The sequence below is a fragment of the Sporosarcina limicola genome (genome assembly GCF_014873855.1).
Classification (GTDB): Bacteria; Bacillota; Bacilli; order Bacillales_A; family Planococcaceae; genus Sporosarcina; species Sporosarcina limicola.
Genome location: NZ_JADBEL010000004.1, coordinates 1 through 21,854 on the forward strand (window position 1 = coordinate 1; position 21,854 = coordinate 21,854).

Annotated in this window: 17 protein-coding genes; 16 read left to right on the top strand and 1 reads right to left on the bottom strand. The window is 39.8% G+C overall.

The features are described 5' to 3' along the window. The first annotated feature begins 124 nt into the window (after positions 1 to 124). The 16 genes from H4683_RS04905 (at position 125) to H4683_RS04980 (ending at position 21,098) form a co-directional block, all read left to right on the top strand. Positions 125 to 1,972 carry a bifunctional homocysteine S-methyltransferase/methylenetetrahydrofolate reductase gene (locus tag H4683_RS04905; RefSeq protein WP_192597729.1) on the top strand — a complete coding sequence of 616 codons (1,848 nt, stop codon included), beginning with the start codon at positions 125 to 127 and terminating at the stop codon, positions 1,970 to 1,972. 21 nt (positions 1,973 to 1,993) lie between these two features. After that, complete coding sequence (gene metE / locus H4683_RS04910; protein WP_192597730.1) at positions 1,994 to 4,276, top strand: 5-methyltetrahydropteroyltriglutamate--homocysteine S-methyltransferase; 2,283 nt, start codon at positions 1,994 to 1,996, stop codon at positions 4,274 to 4,276. 219 nt (positions 4,277 to 4,495) lie between these two features. Beyond that, a complete protein-coding gene (locus H4683_RS04915; RefSeq protein ID WP_338062403.1) occupies positions 4,496 to 4,957 on the top strand; it encodes an S-ribosylhomocysteine lyase in 462 nt (153 codons plus the stop codon). A 139-nt stretch (positions 4,958 to 5,096) separates the two neighbouring features. Further along, entirely contained in the window at positions 5,097 to 5,594 is a 498-nt protein-coding gene (locus H4683_RS04920; protein ID WP_192597732.1) for a PH domain-containing protein, read from the top strand. Further along, on the top strand, positions 5,591 to 7,090 hold the full coding sequence (locus H4683_RS04925; protein WP_192597733.1) for a PH domain-containing protein: 1,500 nt from the start codon (positions 5,591 to 5,593) through the stop codon (positions 7,088 to 7,090). Before H4683_RS04920 ends, H4683_RS04925 begins: the two co-directional genes overlap by 4 nt. Before the next feature lie 18 nt (positions 7,091 to 7,108). Further along, a complete protein-coding gene (gene nagZ, locus H4683_RS04930; RefSeq protein ID WP_338062394.1) occupies positions 7,109 to 8,416 on the top strand; it encodes a beta-N-acetylhexosaminidase in 1,308 nt (435 codons plus the stop codon). A 449-nt stretch (positions 8,417 to 8,865) separates the two neighbouring features. Continuing rightward, positions 8,866 to 9,852, top strand: coding sequence for an ABC transporter ATP-binding protein (locus tag H4683_RS04935; RefSeq protein ID WP_192597734.1), 987 nt, complete (start codon positions 8,866 to 8,868; stop codon positions 9,850 to 9,852). A gap of 6 nt (positions 9,853 to 9,858) precedes the next feature. Then, positions 9,859 to 10,878, top strand: a complete 1,020-nt coding sequence (locus H4683_RS04940) for an ABC transporter ATP-binding protein (protein ID WP_338062395.1) — start codon at positions 9,859 to 9,861, stop codon at positions 10,876 to 10,878. Between the two features lie 29 nt (positions 10,879 to 10,907). Further along, on the top strand, positions 10,908 to 11,858 hold the full coding sequence (locus H4683_RS04945; protein ID WP_192597736.1) for an ABC transporter permease: 951 nt from the start codon (positions 10,908 to 10,910) through the stop codon (positions 11,856 to 11,858). Positions 11,859 to 11,946: 88 nt separating this feature from the next. Next, positions 11,947 to 12,813, top strand: coding sequence for an oligopeptide ABC transporter permease (opp4C, locus tag H4683_RS04950; protein WP_338062404.1), 867 nt, complete (start codon positions 11,947 to 11,949; stop codon positions 12,811 to 12,813). 17 nt (positions 12,814 to 12,830) lie between these two features. Then, a complete protein-coding gene (locus tag H4683_RS04955) occupies positions 12,831 to 14,462 on the top strand; it encodes an ABC transporter substrate-binding protein (RefSeq protein WP_192597737.1) in 1,632 nt (543 codons plus the stop codon). A 172-nt stretch (positions 14,463 to 14,634) separates the two neighbouring features. Further along, positions 14,635 to 15,834: a M20 metallopeptidase family protein gene (locus tag H4683_RS04960; protein WP_192597738.1), complete on the top strand. Its 1,200-nt coding sequence runs from the start codon at positions 14,635 to 14,637 to the stop codon at positions 15,832 to 15,834. A gap of 388 nt (positions 15,835 to 16,222) precedes the next feature. After that, the gene (locus H4683_RS04965; RefSeq protein ID WP_192597739.1) at positions 16,223 to 16,909 is read left to right on the top strand and encodes a GntR family transcriptional regulator; all 687 of its coding nucleotides are present in this window, start codon (positions 16,223 to 16,225) and stop codon (positions 16,907 to 16,909) included. 426 nt (positions 16,910 to 17,335) lie between these two features. Further along, positions 17,336 to 18,523 (top strand): aminotransferase class I/II-fold pyridoxal phosphate-dependent enzyme, encoded by a 1,188-nt coding sequence (locus H4683_RS04970; RefSeq protein ID WP_192597951.1) that lies wholly within the window; start codon positions 17,336 to 17,338, stop codon positions 18,521 to 18,523. A 36-nt stretch (positions 18,524 to 18,559) separates the two neighbouring features. Then, positions 18,560 to 19,594, top strand: coding sequence for a uroporphyrinogen decarboxylase family protein (locus tag H4683_RS04975; protein WP_192597740.1), 1,035 nt, complete (start codon positions 18,560 to 18,562; stop codon positions 19,592 to 19,594). Between the two features lie 76 nt (positions 19,595 to 19,670). Next, complete coding sequence (locus H4683_RS04980) at positions 19,671 to 21,098, top strand: NAD-dependent succinate-semialdehyde dehydrogenase (RefSeq protein ID WP_192597741.1); 1,428 nt, start codon at positions 19,671 to 19,673, stop codon at positions 21,096 to 21,098. Between the two features lie 81 nt (positions 21,099 to 21,179). Here H4683_RS04980 and H4683_RS04985 read toward each other — a convergent pair whose 3' ends face one another. Next, positions 21,180 to 21,854 (bottom strand): ABC transporter ATP-binding protein, encoded by a 675-nt coding sequence (locus H4683_RS04985; RefSeq protein WP_192597742.1) that lies wholly within the window; start codon positions 21,852 to 21,854, stop codon positions 21,180 to 21,182.

Genomic DNA, 21,854 nt, shown 5'->3' on the forward strand with positions numbered 1-21,854 from the left:
TCGATACTTAAAAGGTTGAACCGCCGTATACCGAACGGTACGTACGGTGGTGTGAGAGGTCGGCTGATCAAATAATGATTAGCCTCCTACTCGATTTCAAAAAGCAGAAAGGGGGAATAGTAAATTGAACTTATTGGAAAGTTTAAAGGAGCGAATATTGATAGGGGATGGAGCAATTGGAACTCTACTATACTCGTATGGCATTGATCGTAGTTTTGAAGAATTGAATCTAACCCATCCTGAAGAAGTTCTACGTGTACATCAGGCCTATAGAGATGCTGGGGCCAATGTGATTCAAACGAACACGTACGGTGCCAACTATATCAAACTTTCAAGATATGGATTAGAGGATCAAGTGAAGAAAATTAATAGTGCCGCCGTCCGAATTGCTAGAAATGCGGTAAAGAAAGATGCATTTGTCGTTGGTAACATCGGAGGAATTCACGGCTCAGGTCTACACTTCGGCATGACGGAGGAGATTAAACGGAGCTTTCGGGAACAACTTTATTGCTTGCTATTGGAGGGGGTCGATGGGCTACTTTTAGAAACGTATTATGATTTGGATGAACTGACCACTGTTTTGGCGATTGCACGTGAAGAGACAGATATCCCGATTATTACAAATGTGTCGATGCATGAGCCGGGCGTCTTACAGAATGGTATGGACTTGTCGGATGCGCTGCTACGATTAGAAGATTTGGGTGCGGATGTTGTAGGTATCAACTGTAGATTGGGTCCCCATCATATGCTAAAAGCACTTGAGACAGTTCCGCTGCCTCAAAAAGCATTTCTTGCTGCCTACCCGAATGCCAGTTTACCAGAATACCAAGATGGAAAATTGCTATATAAGACGGAGCCGGGTTACTTTGAAAAATACGGAAAACTATTTCGAGATGAAGGTATCAGGTTAATGGGGGGCTGTTGCGGCACGACTCCGGAACATATCCGTGCATTTGCAAAGGGGATTGAAAATCTTCAACCCTTACAGTTTAAGGAGGTGAAAAGACAAACCAAGATTGTAGTGACTGAAACCAAACAGCCGGATTCACTTCCGTTGTTCGAGAAGGTCAAAACACAAACATCCATTATTGTTGAATTAGGCACTCCAAGACATTTGGAAACGGACATATTTTTTGAAGGAGCGAAGGCGCTGAAGGATGCTGGCGTTGATCGTATCACACTTGCAGATAATTCACTGGCATCTCCGCGTGTATGTAATATGGCTATGGCGTTTCGCATGGAAAAAGAAATTGGTATCCCTGCCATCGTTCATATCACCTGTCGGGACCGGAATTTAATCGGATTGCAATCACACCTAATGGGGTTACATACACTTGGAATGCGAGACGTATTGGCAGTCACAGGTGACCCGACCAAGATTGGTGATTTTCCAGGGGCGACTTCTGTATTTGATGTAACATCGTTTGAATTAATTCAACTGATCAAAAAGTTCAATAAAGGAATTTCTTTTTCAGGGAAATCGCTCCAACAAAGAACAGCATTCAATGTTGCGGCAGCATTTAACCCTAATGTTCGGAATATTGAAAAGGCGGTTGAGCGATTGGAGAAGAAAATTCAATATGGTGCAGATTTTATCATGACACAACCCATATTCAGCAGAGAGAAAATACTTGAAGTTAAGGAAGCAACAAAACATCTGGATACACCCATTTTCATTGGAATCATGCCTTTAGTTTCAAGTAAAAATGCAGAATTTCTTCACAATGAAGTTCCTGGCATCAAACTGACAGATGAAATTCGTAATAGAATGGCCGCTGTTTCGCATGATCCACGGCAAGCTGTACAAGAAGGAATGATCATCGCTAAAGAATTAGTTGATACGGTGATTGAACATTTCAATGGTGTCTATTTGATTACACCATTCACCCGTTACGGTTTGAGTGTGGAATTAGCGAATTATATTCAGCTGAGAAGGAAAGAAAATGAATTAGGGCTTGTTGAAAAAGTTTAATAATTTGAGGAGGAAAAAAGAATGACAACAGTAAAAAGTTCATCTATCGGGTACCCAAGAATTGGTGAAAAACGTGAGTGGAAGAAAGCGTTAGAAAAGTTTTGGAAAGGTGCTAGTACGGAAGCAGAGTTACTAGCGGAAACAAAGGCATTGCGTTTGGATGGGTTAAGAAAACAGCAGGAAAAGGGAATTGATCTTATTCCTGTAGGCGACTTTTCTTTATATGATCATGTGTTGGATACGTCAATCATGTTTGGCGTAGTACCTGAACGCTTTTTGACTACTGACGAGGAATCCGCTTTAGAAACTTATTTTGCCGTAGCACGTGGATCGAAAAATGCGATTGCCTCAGAAATGACAAAATGGTTTAACACAAACTATCATTATATTGTTCCTGAGTTGAATGAAATAACTCCAATTCTAAAAGAAAATAGGCCCCTGGCGTTTTATAAGGAAGCAAAAGAGGAATTGGGGATAGAAGGTAAGCCGGTTTTACTAGGCCCTGCAACGTTTTTGAAGTTAGGAAAAGGGTATGCGGAAGAGGATTTTAGCATACTTTTGAAAAAGTTCCTTCCTCTTTATATTCAAGTATTGCAAGAGCTTCAAGAAGCAGGCGTCCAATGGGTTCAAGTGGATGAACCAATCTTTGGAAAAAGTTTAACGAAAGAAGATATAAGCCTAATTCGTCAGGTCTATGTCGCAATTAATGAAGCGGTTCCAGGAATAAAACTAATTTTACAAACGTATTTTGAAACAGTCGACTGCTATGAAGAACTTGTGAATTTCCCTGTTGCTGCGATTGGTCTCGATTTTGTTCACGGCGATACGCTTCCGTTATTGAGTCAATATGGCTTCCCTGAAAACAAAGTACTTGCCGCTGGTGTCATTGACGGGCGAAACGTATGGCGTGCGGATTTGGAAAAGAAGTTGGGTCTCCTGGAAGCAATCCAATTGTATGTAGATAAAGAGCGAATCATTGTCCAACCTTCATGCTCCTTGCAACATGTTCCGGTAACGAAAAGATCGGAAGAAACGTTGAATCCAATACTCCAAGATGCGTTATCGTTTGCAGATGAAAAACTAGAGGAAGTAGTAGCACTGGTCAAAGGATTACAGGGCGGAGAAGAACAAATTGCTACTGAACTAAAGGCAAGTAAACAGTCGATAGACAACTTGAACTCCTCAAAATACCGTCAAAGTCCAGTTAGTGAAAATGGTGCTGAACAACTAAGCGCCAATCGTTCGCTACCATTCAGCGAACGAATTATAGAACAAAGAGAAGTACTTCAATTGCCATTACTCCCGACAACAACAATCGGTAGTTTACCACAAACAGCCGAAGTAAGACAGCAACGATCAAAATGGCGGAAAGGTGATATTACCGGAGGGGAATACGAACAATTCATCCAGCATGAGATTAAAAAGTGGATTGAAATTCAAGAAGAAATCGGACTTGACGTGTTAGTTCACGGTGAATTTGAACGCACGGACATGGTTGAATACTTTGGCGAAAAATTGAATGGGTTTGAAGTGACAAAATTTGGTTGGGTGCAATCTTATGGATCACGCTGTGTGAAACCGCCGTTGATTTGCGGGGATGTTTCATTCGATAAGCCGATGACAATCAAAGAAAGTGTCTATGCGCAATCATTGACGGAGAAGAAAGTGAAGGGAATGCTTACAGGTCCAGTCACGATTTTGAACTGGTCATTTGTACGGGATGGGATTCCTCGTTTCGATGTGTTGAACCAGATTGCACTTGCTCTTCGTCATGAGATTGAAGAGTTGGAAAAGAATAATATTACTGTAATCCAAGTAGATGAGCCAGCACTTCGCGAAGGACTTCCACTTAGTCGGGATAAATGGGAAGACTACTTACACGCAGCGGTGTATTCATTTAAATTAGCAACTGCTTCGGTACAAAATAGCACACAAATTCATACCCATATGTGCTATTCTGATTTTAAGGACATTTTTGATGCAATCAGTGGATTGGATGCGGACGTAATCTCGATTGAAACGTCACGCAGTCACGGAGATCTTATTTCGACATTTGAAGCCAATACGTATGATAAAGAGATTGGCCTAGGCGTCTATGATATTCATAGTCCGCGTGTTCCTAGCAAAGAGGAGATCAAAGGAAATATTGATCGAGCGTTAAAAACAATTCCTGCCAATCAATTCTGGATTAACCCGGATTGTGGGTTGAAAACAAGACAAGAACCCGAAACAATCGCAGCTTTACAGCTTATGGTTGAGGCGGCAAAAGAGGTAAGAGAAGAACAGCTTGTGAAGCAGGGATAAGACAGGACACGAACGGAAATGAAGAAAGCAGCCCCCTGATGAATGTACGGTATAGCATGCTTGAAGTATTAAAATGGAGCTGACCGGTTAACCGGAGGCCCCTTGACTCTCGTAAAGTTGTTTTTTTGACAATTTGCGCGGGTCGAGGGGCTATTCCTGTAGAAGGTGTTTTATAGCTTAAACGGAAAGTAATTAAAGAATGGGAGTGGAAATGAAATGGTGAAGAAAATGAATGTAGAAAGTTTCAACCTGGATCATACCAAAGTCAAGGCTCCATATGTACGTTTAGCAGGGGTTACAGAAGGTCAAAACGGAGATAAAATTTTTAAATATGACATCCGTTTAAAGCAACCGAACAAAGAACATATGGAAATGCCGGCACTCCATTCTTTGGAACATTTGATGGCAGAGAATGTTCGCAATCATCTCGAGCATGTTGTGGATTTAAGTCCAATGGGATGCCAAACAGGTTTTTATCTAGCAGTTATTAATCATGATGATTATACGGGTATTTTGGAGGCGTTGGAAAAAACCTTGAACGACGTTTTAGTTGCAGAAGAAGTTCCTGCTTGTAATGAGATTCAATGCGGCTGGGCAGCTAGTCACAGCTTAGAGGGAGCAAAAGAACTTGCACAACAATTGCTTGAAAAACGTAGTGAATGGAAAGACGTATTTGAATAAATGAATGCAAAAGGGGTTCAGCGTATGAGGTGAATTCATACATTGGACCCTTTTACGTTTGAAGGTTCAAGGGAAAATTTATTGGAACCATTTCACTTTTTAAACGTATATAAGTTAGAAAAATTTTAGGAGTGGTTTAATGTATTCACAAATTCCCGCACCCGAAAAACGGTTATCGAAAGACGCGGTCAAAGTATGGATGATTAGTGAGACAATCAGTCATCTAATCGCGTTCATCGTTATTGCAGTCATATTCTATTTGGATAGTTTATTTGAATGGAAAGAGTGGATTGGCTGGATTCTTTATGGAATCGTTGGATTGACAGTATTATCCGCAATTTGGTCAATCTTCATTCAGCCTTATTTGTTATATAAAAATTGGCGTTATGATTTGAACGAAGAGTTTTTACAATTAAAATCTGGCGCATTTAATGAAGAGCATCAACTAGTACCAATGACAAAAATACAATCTGTCGCAACAAATCAAGGACCCCTTCTTAGAAAATATGGACTTTATTCGTTATCCATTGAAACGATGGGGTCATCCCATGGAATTCCAGCGTTACCTGAAGAAGTCGCAATTGAGTTAAGGGACCGAATTGCTCATTTCGCGAAAATAAGGGAAGTGGGGCAATGATTCAATTAAAAAGATATAATCCACTTACCATGCTGTTAGATCTCTGGGGTTTAGCTAAAAACGCTTTTTTTCTTGTAATCTTTCTTTTTGTCCTCAAAAGTGGATCGGAATCAACGTTCATTAAATATGGAAGAATTGCGTTCTATCTATTCGTTGGGATAACAGTTAGTTCAATCATTTTGAAATGGTTTACACGCAAATACAAGGTAGACAGCTCTTCTTTTTATATGTATAAAGGATTATTTAATAAATTTGAGCAAACTGTTCCTTTCACTAAAATCCACAATGTACAACGTCGGACGACACTCTTTCACCGAATTTTTGGTGGCACGTCTATCACGTTTGAAACGGGTACCGACACAGCTGTAAAATTTGACGTGATTTCCCGTAAGGAAGCAAACAGAATTGAAATCCATGTGAAACGTATGACGCTAGATAAGGCGACTACCGACCAAGCTGATTCAGATGAAATGGGTCAACCACATACTGATGAGAAGATAGTGAAATTGGATTCGGCTCGTACGATTCATTTTAAACCCACTAGAAAAGATGTTTTAAAAGCATCCTTCACATCACTTAGTTTTTTAATTCTCATTCCATTGGTTACTTCTTTCTATTCTAAAATCAATGACATTGTTAATGTGGAGGATAAGGCAGAAGGATTTCTAGCCTCTATCATGAACTCCTGGTGGGTTATTACGATACTCGTAGTCATTCTTATTATCGCTTCTATCACTTTCGGAATCGTGAGGGCGTTTCTTAAGTATGGAAAATATGAAATTTCTTCTGATCATGAACGTATCTACATAACTAAGGGTGTAGTCGATGAGTCTGCATTCACGATAGAAAAGGATAAAGTTCAGGCGATTGAAATTACACAATCGCTAATGAAACGCCTTCTTGGACTTGCAGAAATCAAATTGATCAGTGCAGGGAGTCTTGGCGAGGATGCACTGGATACAAATTCACTCTATCCATTTCTGCCTGTTGGACGTGCGTATGAAATGATTTCGGAGATTTTACCGTCCTATGAAGTGACTCAAACGATGGAACGTCTTCCGAAAAAGTCATTGTGGATTCGACTGTTAAAACCTAGCTGGATTTGGATCATTGCGACAGCAGCACTGCTTTATTTCAAGCCACCTATTATTAATCATACGCACTCATGGTGGATACTATCTGCAGGGCTACTCATCTTCATCATTGTCTCTAGATTCCTTGATTATATGAATACCCGCTATATTTTAAACGGTAAGTTCATGCAATTTAAAACAGGAAGTCTTCAAACAGAGCTCTTCGTATCAAAGCGAGAGAAGGTAATTGAAGTAAAAGTAACGCGCAATAAATTTCAACAACTTCTTGGACTTGCGTCGATTGGAACCATTAATCGTGCCAAACCGGTACATCACACAGGAATTAAGGACGTCCCGGTGGAACTGGCAGATTCGTTTTATACTTGGTATGCTGGACGTACGAAAGAAATTAAGATTGAGTAGCCAGTTAGGGGGCATCCAGTGGTTAAGAAACCTATCTATTTACTAGTACCAATCATCATTGTTTTGATTGTCCTCTTGATTTTTGAAAATCGAAGTAAGCGAAACGCTGGAAATAGCGACGTTGTCGAACAAACTCAAAATCCTAGAAATGAGGAGACGCTGTTGAATCCGGATTTGATTATTTCTAGCCATGAAACAACAACTATTGATGAATTTACAGAAGAACAAATAATAATCGATAAAATCGTTTCAACTATGAGCCTGAATGAAAAAATTGGACAGCTGATGTTGGCAGGAATTGACGGAACGGCCATCGATTCAAATACGAAATCTCTCATCAATGACTATAAAGTTGGGGGGCTAATTTTGTATGCCGAAAATATGAGTGATACGCGACAAGTCGTTACCTTTTTAAGTCATATTAAGTCAGCGAATAGCACGAATCGTCTCCCGCTATTTCTAGGTGTTGACCAGGAAGGCGGGCAGGTTTCTAGGCTGCCAAAAGAAGTTGCGAAAATCCCGACAAATAAAATCATTGGGAAAATAAATAACCCCCAATTTTCTTTTGAAGTTGGCGCGATGTTAGGGGAACAAGTGAAAGCGTTCGGTTTCAATATGGATTTTGCCCCAGTCTTAGATATCAATAGTAATCCGAATAATCCAGTGATTGGGAATCGTTCATTCGGAAAAGATGAGGTTGTCGTAAGCGCACTCGGTATTCAGACGATGAAAGGAATACAGTCGCAAAACGTTATTTCTGTCGTCAAACATTTCCCGGGCCATGGAGATACAGCCGTTGATTCACATTTTGATCTTCCGCAGGTGAATAAAAACATTGATGAACTGCAAGATTTAGAATTAATTCCTTTTAAACAGTCAATTGAAAATGGAGCAGATGTCATTATGGTTGCCCATATTTTGCTTCCGAAGATCGATGCCAAATTTCCGTCATCATTATCAAAGTCAATTATAACGGATCTATTAAGAAATAAACTCGGATTTGACGGGGTGGTAATGACTGACGACATGACGATGCGTGCCATTACAAAGCACTTCGATATTGGCCAGGCAGCAGTGGAATCCGTTAAAGCGGGAAGTGATATCATAATGGTTGCGCATGATTATGAGAAAGTGAAAGCAGCGGTCAATGCGCTTCGAATCGCTGTTCAAGGTGGGGAAATAACTGAAGATCGCATAAATACCAGTGTGAAAAGGGTGATTCAGTTGAAGCGGAATTATGAAATGAATGATGAGAAAGTGGAAGATGTCGATATAAATAAGGTGAACGATGAGGCGAGAAAGGTTCTTAAAGAGTATGTTAAGTAATGTGTATAAAGCCTATTGTGATAGACAAAAGAAGGGTACCTGGTCATTAACTAATGACTGGGTACCCTTTTTAATATGTAATCACAGGAAATAGCAATCGAAAATAGTAGAACTGTTACTTTTAGAGTAATTGGATATTTTTGAAGCATACAAAAAATCAGTTGACAATACCTATTCGAGAAAGTATATTATTTATTGTATACAAATATTCTTTAATACATGTATTAAAAAGGTGGTGGTAATCAAAGGTGAATTTATTTAAACATTTTTGATCATAACTATGAATTTATTAAATTTAATAGAGAAAGGGTAGCGTTTCATGAAAAGATAGTTGCAAAAACAGAATCGATTACCTATCTGCTGTTGTACATATTTAAAATTGAAACATAAAAAGTACTCCATCGTGAAGGGGAGTGAGTTTCTTTTTTAGAAGAAGGGTGGTGAAATTTATGAAGCATCTATTAGAAGTGGTTAATCTGCAAACAGCTTTTCAATCTGAAAAAAGCGAAATAATAGCAGTGGATGAGATTAGTTTCACATTAAATGCTGGTGAGACTTTGGGTATAGTAGGCGAATCGGGTTGTGGAAAGAGCATTACTTCCTTGTCAATTATCGGACTACTTGGAAAAAAAGGAAGAGTGAAAAAGGGTAATATTTATTTCGATAACGAGGATCTTGCACAAACTTCTGAAAGTGATTTTCGTAAAATCAGAGGGAATCAGATTTCAATGATTTTCCAAGAACCAATGACGTCGTTAAACCCTGTTTTTACGATTGGCAATCAAATGATAGAGGGCATTAAGCTACATATGAAGCTTAGTACAAAAGAGGCGAGAAGTTATGCGATAGAGATGTTGGAGAAAGTTAGAATTCCAAGGGCAGAAGAAGTCATGAAGGAATATCCACATGTCTTATCTGGAGGGATGCGGCAACGAGTCGTTATTGCAATGGCGCTTGCGTGCAAGCCAAAACTTTTAATAGCTGATGAACCGACTACTGCACTTGATGTTACAATTCAGGCACAAATTTTGGAGCTGATGAGGAATCTCAAGGAAGAATCGGAGACGGCAATCATGTTTATCACACATGATTTAGGGGTTATTGCGGAAATGGCAGATAAGGTCATTGTCATGTACGCGGGTCAAATTGTTGAAGAGGCAGATGTTTTCACGTTATTCAAAAATCCGAAGCATCCATATACACAAGGGTTGATGGCTTCAATTCCACATATTGAATATGAAGAGGAAGAAAGATTATCTTCCATTCCCGGCACAGTTCCAACACCGCAAAATATGCCGAAAGGGTGCAGATTTCATACAAGATGCCCTTATGTAACTGAGCAATGTAAACAGGAAAGACCCGATTTATTCCAAATCAATGATACCCATAAATCTAGATGTTGGTTAGTTAAAACAGAAAAACACAATAAGGAGTGATCCATGGTGGATGCATTCACTGTAGAAAATATAGCTCCTTTATTAAGAGTAGAAAACCTAAAGACCCACTACTCCATTAAAAAAGGTGTGTTTTCGAGAAACGTTGGTTCTATAAAGGCTGTTGATGGGGTGGATTTTCATATAAATCCAGGTGAAACATTAGGGCTTGTAGGGGAGTCGGGCTGCGGAAAATCAACTGTTGGTAAAACGCTAGTTGGATTAGAGCGAGCAACAGCAGGAAATGTCTTTTTTGATAATAAGGATATATTAAGCGGTTCCGGTTCTGAAATGAAAAAAGTTCGACGTGATTTACAAATCATATTTCAGGATCCCTATTCTTCATTAAATCCTCGTAAACGAGTAAAAGATATTCTTGAAGAGCCGATAAGGGTTCATCGGATTGTAGAGCCTCAACTAGTTTCGAAACGTGTTGATGAGCTCCTTGAATTGGTGGGGTTGCCAAGAGCCTTTAAAAATCGTTATCCGCATGAATTTTCAGGGGGACAACGCCAACGAATAGGAATTGCACGTGCGCTTTCATTAAACCCGAAATTGATTATCTGCGATGAACCTGTTTCAGCCCTTGATGTATCTATTCAAGCGCAAATCTTAAACTTATTAAAAGACTTACAAAAGGAATTAAATTTAACGTTCCTGTTTATCGCACATGGATTAGGCGCTGTAAAATATATTAGCGATCGAATTGCAGTGATGTATTTAGGGAAAATTGTAGAGATTGCAAAAACAGAAGAAATTTTCATGAATCCACAGCATCCGTATACAAAAGCTTTATTAAGTGCGTATCCAATACCGAACCCTGAGCTTCGTTCAAAAGAGCGTATCATCATCTCGGGAGATGTACCAAATCCGTCAAACTTACAAAAAGGATGTAATTTTTATTCACGTTGTCCGCTTGCAAAATCCATATGTCGAGATGAAGAACCTTTACTAAAAGGCGAAAAACATCCGGTAGCATGCTTTGCCGTTAATGACGAGAAAAAGTGGAATGCAGGAATACGTCTATGAGTAAATCTAGATAGAAAGAAGGTGTGACAATGGCATCATATATTATGCGCAGACTATTAATTGCAATTCCTGTATTGATTGGTGTAACAATTTTTAATTTCATTATTATCAACATGGCCCCAGGAAATCCAGTTGAAATGTTTGTGAATCCCGATGCAACTCCTGCGCAAATAGAATTAGAAAAAGAGCGGATGGGGTTGAATGATCCCATGGTGATTCAGTATTTCCGTTGGATGAATAGCTTACTCCATGGTGATCTTGGTTACTCGTATTCTACATACGAACCTGTAACCCAAGTTCTCTTGGAGCGAATGGGTCCAACACTGCTTTTAATGGGATTAGCACTTTTCTTTGGTCTATTGATAGCGATTCCAATCGGTATTCTTAGCGCTACAAAACAGTACAGCAAACTCGATTATGCAACAACCGGATTCTCCTTTTTAGGGATTTCAATTCCCCATTTTTTTCTTGGATTAGGAGCCATCTATATTTTCTCCGTACAATTACAATTATTACCTACAGGTGGCATGATGACGCTGGGAAGTGGTGGGGGATTTGTCGATCGAGTAGAACATCTTATCCTTCCTGTATTTGTTTTAGCCACTGGTATTGCAGGGAAAAAGATTCGTTATGTTCGAGCGAGTATGTTAGATGTGCTTGGACAAGATTATCTTCGTACGGCCCGAGCGAAGGGGCTAAGGGAATTTGTTGTAACAAATAAACATGCGCTAAAAAATGCGTTAATTCCAATAATTACTGTTATCGGGCTAGAGATTCCTTTACTCATTGGTGGAGCAGTAATTACAGAACAGGTATTTCAGTGGCCAGGTATGGGTCTGTTAACCATTCAATCCATCATGTCGCGGGACTATCCAACCTTAATGGCAATTAATCTGCTAACAGCGGTTATTGTTTTAGTGGCTAACTTCGCCACGGATATCCTCTATTCAGTCGCCGATCCAAGGATCAAAAATAACTAATGAAAGGTGGTGTGTACCTGTGCCAGTGGTGGAAACGAAGAAAAGGAAAGAGTTGAATCCAAATCAACATCAACATGATAAACAAGAAATTCTGCATAATCTTGAAAAAGAGGAAAGCTATTTCCGAATAATAGCAAAACGGTTTCTTAACCATAAATTAGCCGTTATTGGGTTGATTGTCTTATTTCTGATTATGCTAGTGGCGATCTTTGCGCCGTTTATTGCAACAAAAGATCCTTACCAAATTAATGCTGCTTTTGGAGCTCCACCTTCCGCTGAATATTGGCTAGGAACCGATTTAGTTGGGCGAGATGTATTTAGTAGAATTCTGTATGCTTCACGCGTATCTCTTATGGTGGGGTTTGGATCCGTCCTTATTTATACTGTAATCGGCACAATTATCGGGGCTGTATCTGGCTATTTCGGTGGTCGGGTAGATATGATTTTTATGCGTATCACAGATGTTTTTATGTCCTTCCCCCAATTGATGGTTATTCTGGTTGTAGTAAGTATATTTGGTCCCAGTCTACTCAATATTATCGTAATTCTCGGTGTCCTTGGTTGGCCATCAGTGGCTCGACTTGTGAGAGGAAGTGTTCTTTCGCTTAAAGAAGTTGATTTTGTGAAATCTGCCGTCGTCCTAGGAATAAGTACACCGCGTATTTTATTCAGTCACATTTTACCAAATGTTATGGCGCCACTTCTTGTTCATGCCACATTTGGGATTGCGGCAGCAATTATTATTGAAGCCTCTCTAAGTTATTTAGGAATGGGCGTTCAGCCACCAATCTCAAGTTGGGGAAATATGCTGACAGATGCTCAGTCCATCACTGTGATTTCTTCACAACCGTGGCTATGGATTCCACCGGGTATCATGATAGTGATAACTGTTCTTGCTATAAACTTTGTAGGCGATGGTCTACGTGATGCATTAGATCCAAAAATGACAAATTAGAAAACGGAGGGCTATCTATGAAAAAACATTTGATAAAAATATTCCCACTTATTGGACTTGCACTACTGCTGATCCTAAGTGCTTGTACAAAGAATGATGCGGATTCATCTAAAACACCAGCATCACCTAACTCAGCTAGCGGTGAAAAAATTGTCTCGGTCGGTATAGTCAATCCAATTAGTTCAATCAATCCCATTAACACAGCGGATGTCGGATCAAGAGAAGTAATCAATCTATTATTCGATTCGCTTTATGATGTGAATGAAGAATTAGAATTCATTCCTAAATTGGCAAAAGAATTTAAATCGGATGATAATCAAACATTCACAATTACAATTGAACCGGAAGCAAATTGGACAGATGGCAAACCCGTTTCATCGGAGGACATTCTTTTCACTTTGAATACGATGGCGAACCCCGATGTTCATAGTTTAGGATTACCTTCGCTTAGTGTTATTGAAGGGCTTGACGATGATGGGCGTCTCCCTGAAGGTGAAGAAAGTATAACAGGGTTTGAAATCATTGATGAAAAAACATTTTCAGTTAAAACAAAAAATCCAATCGATCCAAACATCTTAAAAGAAAACTTAGGTTATCTGATTAATATTATTCCAAAACATGTTTTAAAGGATATTGACCCAGACAAGCTTCACCTAGATCCATTTATGGAGAACCCTACTGTTACAAGTGGTCCACTTACACTTGTAAAATTAGCAAACGACTCTTATGTTGAGTTCAAGGCAAATCCTGATTATTACCGCGGTGCACCTAAAATTGATAAACTAATTATTAAGATCATGCCTTCATCTAATCTTGTAGCACAGTTACAAACGGGTGAGATTCAAATGGTTCATCCAGGGGTTGGGGCAATCCCTGTTCAGGACTTTGAAAAAGTAAGAAGTATAGAAGGGATTAAAACGATTCAAGGAAAGCCGTTCGATTATCAAACGATGTTTTTCAATATGAATGTTTTTGACGATGCGAGTGTACGTCTTGCTATCGTTCATGCCATCAATCGTCCTATGCTAGTAGATACATTACTTCAAGGCGAAGCGGAAATTGTGAATAGCAGTTTTACTACGATTCACCCTTACTATAATCAAGATATTGAGATATATGAATATGATCCAGAGAAGTCTAAAAAACTACTTAAAGATGCTAACTGGGATCTAAGTAAGCCAATTAACTTAGCCGTTCCGGTTGGCAATCAGATACGCGAACAGGCAGCTGCAATTATTGCAGAAAATCTTAAAGCGGTAGGTTTCAAAGTTGAAATCAATAAATATGATTTCCCAACACTTATGCAAAAGGGGAAAAATCACGATTTTGATTTGCTTATGATGGGTATGCCACTTAGAGTTGACCCAAATCGTTCATCTAATATTTTACATGAAAAAGGCGGAATGATAAATTATTCGGATTATGACAACCCGAAAATCAATCAGCTCTTTGCAGATGGTAAAAGTGAAGACGATCCAGCAAAAAGAAAAATAATTTTTAATGAGCTCCAAGAAATACTTAATGTGGATCTGCCGATTATTACACTTTTCTCAGCTTATTCCTTTAAACCAGTTTCGGACAAAATGATTGTGGGCGAACCTAAATCAATGGGAATGTTTTATGACGTACATGAGTGGGATATAAAGTGAAACTTCAATCAGAGGGGGGTTCCTTATCCCCCACTGATTGTTAGTTGAACCATTCGGGCATTTACGAGCAGTTGATCCCCCACCTAAGTCTTCTCGAGTTACCTTAAACTTTGAAGTGGGGATCTTACTGCCCGTTAATGCGGGATAAAACAATAATTAGGGGGAGAAGGGTATGACTAAAAAGGCAATTGATACGAAGACACTTGTAAAAGAAGTTGAGGAGCAAGTAATAAAATGGCGTCGGCATCTTCATGAAAATCCTGAATTATCCTTTCAAGAAGTAAAGACAGCACAATATGTTTATGAAACGCTTCAATCTTTCGGTAATCTTGAACTATCAAGGCCCTCAGCAACAAGCATTATGGCCCGATTAATCGGCTCAAAGCCTGGTAAGGTAATGGCCTTTCGAGCAGATATGGATGCGCTTCCGATTCAAGAGGAAACCAACTTAGCTTTTTCTTCTAAAAACGATGGCGTTATGCATGCTTGTGGCCATGATGGTCATACCGCAATGTTATTAGGCGCAGCAAAAGTTTTATCGGGATTAAAAGACGATATCCACGGTGAGGTTCGTTTCTTATTTCAACATGCGGAAGAAATGTTTCCAGGCGGCGCGCAAGAGATGGTGGCTGCGGGTGTGTTAGAGGGTGTCGATGCTATTACCGGGCTACATCTTGCTTCGCGTCTGCCACTGGGGGTATTTGGTGTTGTCTATGGACCTACTACGTCTGCGGGAGATACTTTTGATGTTACCATTCAAGGGAAAGGCGGACATGCCGCTAAACCTCATAAATGTATAGATCCAGTTGCAATCGTTGCGCAGCTCATTAATGGCATCAATCAATTTATTTCTAGGAAGGTAGATGCCTCCGATCGCGTTATACTATCAATAACAAAAATGCAAGGGGGTACTGCGCATAATATAATTCCAGAATTCGCTACGTTTGGTGGAACTGTTCGCACATTCAATCCAGAGGTTCGCAAACAAATTCCGAAATGGATTGAACAATATGCAAAAGGGCTTACGGAAGCCAATGACTGTTCTTATCGTATGGACTATCGAAATGGATACAGTTCAATTGTGAATGATCAAACGATCACTTCACTTGCAGAACAAACAATCATTCAATTGTTCGGAGAAGAGAGCTTTCTTCTCGATGAGATAAATATGGGGAGTGAAGATTTCTCGGCTTTCTCTAACATTGTGCCAGGCAGCTTTGTGTTTTTAGGAGCTAGAGATACTAAGGAAGTTGAGAGTTATCCGCATCATCATCCTCTATTCGTATTTGATGAGAAGGCATTGGAATTAGGTGTCATGTATTTTGTGGAAATTGGCTTAACTTTCAATGAAAAATTAAATAGTTTGGAATAAGATGTTGTTTATTGCCAATAAGTTAGTAGGTGATGCCAGTATTATGCTGGTATCATCTTTTTTCGAATTACATTTTAAAATCATCCAAGAATTTCAGTGGGCATCAATTTTTTATCCCGCATTAGCGGGCAGTAAGACCCCACTGATTGAAGATTAATTTTATCCGATTTTAGTATTGTGTTAATAAAAACGGAAATAGTTGACAATTTAAAAGAAATTAAGTACTATATAATTGTACACAAATATACTTTAATTCCAATTATTCATAGACCTATAAAGTTGACTGGTAGCATTCACAGACTTTAAATTGGAAATTATTTCTTCGAGAGATTCAAAACATAAAATGTTCTTTAGTACGTAAAAAAATGATAGTTAGAGGTGATTTTAGTTGTACACATTTGATCAAAACTATACAAAAAGGGTCTCAGTAAAAGATGTGGCCTATTTTGAAATTAAAAAGAATATTATTGAGGGAGAATTACTCCCTGGTCAAGCAGTCATTGAGGAAGAATTAGCAACCCAATTGAAAATTAGTAGGACGCCTTTACGAGAAGCATTACAAAGGTTGGAATTAGATGAATTACTCATTCGTCAACCGAATGGAAGATTGAAAATTGCTCCGATATCCGTCAAAGAAGCGGAAGAAATGTTTTTAATACGGATTTTATTGGAGGGTGTTGTCGTCCGCCAGGCAACAGATAAAATTGAGGAACGGGAAATTCAACAATTACACAATAATATTCGTATGTGCGATGAGGCGGCACAAGCGGGAAGATTTGATGATTTTATGAACACTAGTTCTCAATTTCATTTTATGTTGTATGAAATTAGTGGAAATAAGACCGCTGTTAAGATCTTGTATCAATTAAATGACCATTTTATGCGTTATCGTAGACTTGTTCCAGCGAAAAATTTCCACGAAAAAAATTCATCCAAAGAACATCAACGTGTCCTGGATTATATAATTGCCAGAGATGCATCAAATGCAGAAAAAGCGATGCAGGAACATTTAATAAAAAGTAAAAAAATTGCTTTAGACGTAATTCGAGGCTATAAGAACCTAGATCAGCTATAAAGTGAAACTTCAATCAGAGGGGGTTTTCCTGCCCGTTGATGCGGGATAAACCTAGCCTTCGTCTTTTTGCAATAACGTTTGATACACATTTTTTCTTCATTCTACATAATTGAGATGGAAGTGAGTCTGTTATCTGCACTAAGATTCCAAAGTATATGTTGTTTCATAGAAGACACTTTTCTTGTCTATCGATGTTGATTTAGTCACTTTACATCGTAACTGAAAAGATGTCTTCTTTTTATATCTAACTACTAATGAACGAATAATTTTTGGATAAATCGGATGTTTATGAAGCATGCAAAGAATCAGTTGACAATACCTAGTTGGGAAAGTATATTATTAATTGTATACAAATATTCTTTAATACATGTATTAAGATTTAATAGAAGCAAACTACTTATAAATTAGAGGTTTGGAGTGAGTCCTATCAAGAACGTAAATTGGCAAGTCAACACAGAAATTGTTCATACAGCACAAGGACCGAGTAAAGAAGGAGGGATGATCACACAAGGATTATATCCAGCTGTCGGCTACGCTTTCCAAAGTATTGAGCATGCAGAAGCCGTTGTTTCTGGTAAGGAAGAGGGCGTCCATTATGGGCGGTATGGTAATCCGACCTTGAAGGCTTTGGAAGAAAAAGTAGCTGCTCTTGAAGGAGGTGAGGCAGGACTTGGGCTTAGCAGTGGGATGGCTGCGATTTCAAGTGCATTGCTTGCCTTTTTGAAACAAGGAGATCATGTTATTTGTACAAAAGATATATACGGAAATACATTTAAATTTTTAAATACAATGGCACCGCGATTTGGCATTACGAGTGATTTTGTCGATTGTACGAATAGTCAAGAGGTAGAGAAGGCGATTCGTGAAAATACAAAGGTGCTTTTTATCGAAACACCATCCAATCCTGTTCTGACTGTACTAGACATTGAAAAGCTAGCAATCGTGGCGCATAAACATGGGTTAAAAGTAATTATTGACAGTACGTTCATGACGCCTTATTTACAAAAACCGTTGGAGTTAGGGGCAGACCTTGTTGTTCATAGTGCAACGAAGTATTTGAATGGACATGGGGACGTCCTAGCTGGAATCATCGTTGGAAGTAAAAAAGATGTTGATAATATTAGGAAAAATTTCATGGCAGATTTAGGACAGTCATTGAGCGCCTGGGATGCATTTTTGGTTTTGAGGGGGTTAAAAACACTCGGATTACGAATGGAGAAACACTGTCAAACTGCTTTGGAAGTAGCTGAATTTTTATCTTCACATCCAGCAATTAAAAAAGTGTATTATCCAGGATTAACGACACACCCCCAATATGAAGTTGCGCAAAAACAGATGAAACATTCGGGGGGCATCGTTTCCTTTGAAGTGAAAGGCGGACTTTCCGCAGCCAAAGAAATGATCAATGCATTAAAATTGGCATTCATATCATTTAGTTTAGGGGATCCAGAAACCCTCGTGCAGCATCCAGCTTCGATGACACATGCCGCAATCCCTGCCGAAGAACGAGCGAAATCCAAAATAACGGATGAACTCATTCGGTTGTCTGTTGGACTAGAGGATGCTAAGGATATTATTGATGATTTAGAACAAGCCCTTTCTAAAGCCTATTAACCATTACGAACTACAAATTTGAAGGAGGAGTATTGAATGACTAATTGGGACAAGAAACAACGTTTAGAGGCCGTTTTTGCGGGAGAACCAGCAGATCGTCCACCCGTTTCGGCATGGCGCCATTTTATTGATCGTGAACAGGAGGCTGGAGCTCTAGCTGAGGCGATGATCGAATTTCAAACAGAATTTGACTGGGATTTCGTCAAAATTAATCCTCGTGCTACGTATTATGCGGAAATTTGGGGTAATACGTATGATTTCGGCAATTACGAGGGAATGGTACCTAAAGTTAAAACGTTTACCATCCATGATTCGGCAGATCTTGAGCACATCAAGGAACGTGGAATGGATTGTAGCCCATTGCAAGAACAATTAGAGGCAATCCGATTGACCCGTGAAGGCTTGGGGAAAGACATCCCGATAATGCAAACTTTATTCTCACCATTAACGGTTCTAGAATATTTATGCGGGAATCGAACGCTTGCCTCAAACCGACCGGCGATTCGCTCCGCAAGTCCGTTACCCGCATTAATGGCCAATTACCCTGAACAGGTTCATCGGGCATTACAACAAATTTCTCTAACCTTGGGGAATTATGTACAAGAAGCCCAAAAGGTCGGAGCGGATGGATTTTTCTATTCGGTCATGGGGTTAGCCCGCGATGGTTACTTAACGGTCGAAGAGTATGACAAATTTGCTCGTCCATATGATTTACAGGTGCTTGAAGCATCAAATCCAGCGTCGGTAATCCTTCACACTTGCGGACCAGATGCACATCCCGAACGCTTTGTACATTATCCAATCAGTGCGATTCATTGGGCTGATCGTTCGGAAGGAAGTACTTCATTAGCAGATTCTAGCCAATGGATTGGAAACAAAGTTGCTATGGGGGGAGTAGATGAAACCTTATTTGTTAGTGATAACAAAGAGGAGGTCACTTCCCAAGGGCTGCATGCGATCGATGCGATGCGAAATCGTCCCTTTATTTTAGCACCTGGCTGTGGGCTTCCATTAAACGCGAATCAATCAGCAGTAAAAGCCCTACGATCCGTTGTAGAAGAAATCGAATAAAGAGCTACCTATTTGGTCATAGTGTAATGGGTATACATATAAAGCCAAATAGAACAAGCTTAGGGGAGGAACAAAGATGAAGGGCATGCATTATATTGACGGGAAATGGTTGGATAGTGGAGATAAACTGATAGACGTTATGAACCCAGCTACAGGAGAACGAGTAGGAACGGTTCCGAATGGTGGGAAAGAAGAGGCAAAGGCCGCAATCGATGCAGCCGCTAAAGCATTTTCAAGTTGGTCAAAGAAAACAGTATACGAACGATCCGAACTTCTTATGAAATGGCATGACCTTTTACTTGAACATAAAGAAGAAGTGGCAGTAATCCTTACGAAAGAGATGGGAAAACCCTTGCACGAAGCAATTGGAGAAATCGAATACTCTGCGTCATTTATTTCATGGTTTGCGGAAGAAGCGAAGCGTTTGTATGGCCGCACCATTCCGGCAAGTCATGAAGATAAACGCATTCAAGTTAATAAGCAACCGGTTGGTGTTGTCGTATCCATAACGCCTTGGAATTTTCCGGCGGCAATGATGGCACGCAAGATGGCGCCGGCATTAGCAGTTGGCTGTACGTTTGTTGCAAAACCAGCAAAAAATACGCCATTGACGGCTGTACGAATGTATGAACTTGCGGAAGAAGCTGGGTTTCCTAAAGGTGTTATCAATCTAGTCACCGGAAGCGCCAGAGAAATCGGCGCCGCCTTCACAAGTCATCCGGATGTACGAAAACTAACATTTACAGGATCAACGGAAATTGGAAAAGAGCTTATGAAACAATGTGCAGACAATATGTTGAATTTGTCGTTAGAGCTTGGGGGACATGCGCCAATTATCATTTTGGACGACGCCAATCTCGATTTGGCAGTGCAAGGTGTCATGGCATCGAAATTCAGAAACGCTGGTCAAACCTGCGTCTGTGGAAACCGAATTTACGTCCATCGTGCGATTGTGGATGCGTTTTCAACGAAATTAAAAGAGGCTGTTGCGAAGTTAAAAGTAGGGAACGGACTAGATAAAGACGTTATGATCGGGCCGCTTATTGATAAAGAGGGCTATGAAAAAGTGGATGAGCATGTTCAAGATGCAGTTGAAAAAGGTGCAGAAATACTCATTGGTGGAAGTGGAAATACGGACAATGATGCGTATTTCTATCAGCCAACTGTTCTACTTAATGCGAATCACGATATGCTCGTCATGAAGGAAGAAACATTTGGTCCCGTTGCACCGATTATGGTTTTTGATGAAGATGATGAAGCAATCCGCTATGCGAATAACACACGCTTTGGTCTTGCTGCTTATTTATTCACGGACAGTATGTCACGTGGAACGGCAATTTCGGAAGGTCTCGATTTTGGAATTGTGGGTTGGAATGATGGTTCTCCATCTTCCGCCCAAGCGCCATTTGGTGGTATGAAAGAAAGTGGCATTGGGCGTGAAGGAGGTATGGAGGGCCTTGAAGCTTTTGTTGAAACAAAGTATATTTCGATGAAAGTTCGTTGAGGTTGTTTGTACTACGTATATTCTAAAGAAAAATGCAGGGCAGCCAGTCATAAATCGACTGGCTACCCTGCATTTTTCATGCTATACGATTAAACCGTCCCTCATTGTGATAATATGATCCGCGTATGGAAGCATTTCTTCATCATGGGTCACCATTAATGTTGTGATGTTCAATGTTTTTGTCAAATCGCGGATAAGTGTCATGACGTCTTTTGAGCGTTTAGAATCAAGACTTGCAGTAGGTTCGTCTGCAAATAACATCTTAGGCTTATGGATAATCGCACGGGCGATGGCTACTCGTTGCTTCTCGCCACCTGACAAAGAAGCGGGGTAGGCATCTTTCCGATGATTCATTTCAACCAATTTGAGTATTTTCTCTACTTCTTCTTTCTGTTCACGTTTTTTCATTTTTGATTCTGAAACATTCAGCATCAGCAGTAGTTGTTCTTCTACTGTTAAGAAGGGAACGAGATGAGCGGATTGAAAGACAAAGCCGAATTCACTTGCTCGGATTTTACGAATTTGTTCTTGGCTCATTTTGGTTAGACTTTTCCCTTCGAAGAGGATATCTCCTTCTGTAGCGCGTTGAAGCCCTGCGGCGATTGTAAGGATTGTACTCTTACCTGAACCGGAAGCGCCTACTAGCGCTGTAACTTCACCTTCTTGGAGGGCAAGATTGACACCTTTTAATACTTGTTCTTCCACTTCTCCATTGGTGAATGTTTTTTTGACTTCATCAATCGTGAAAATTGTCAT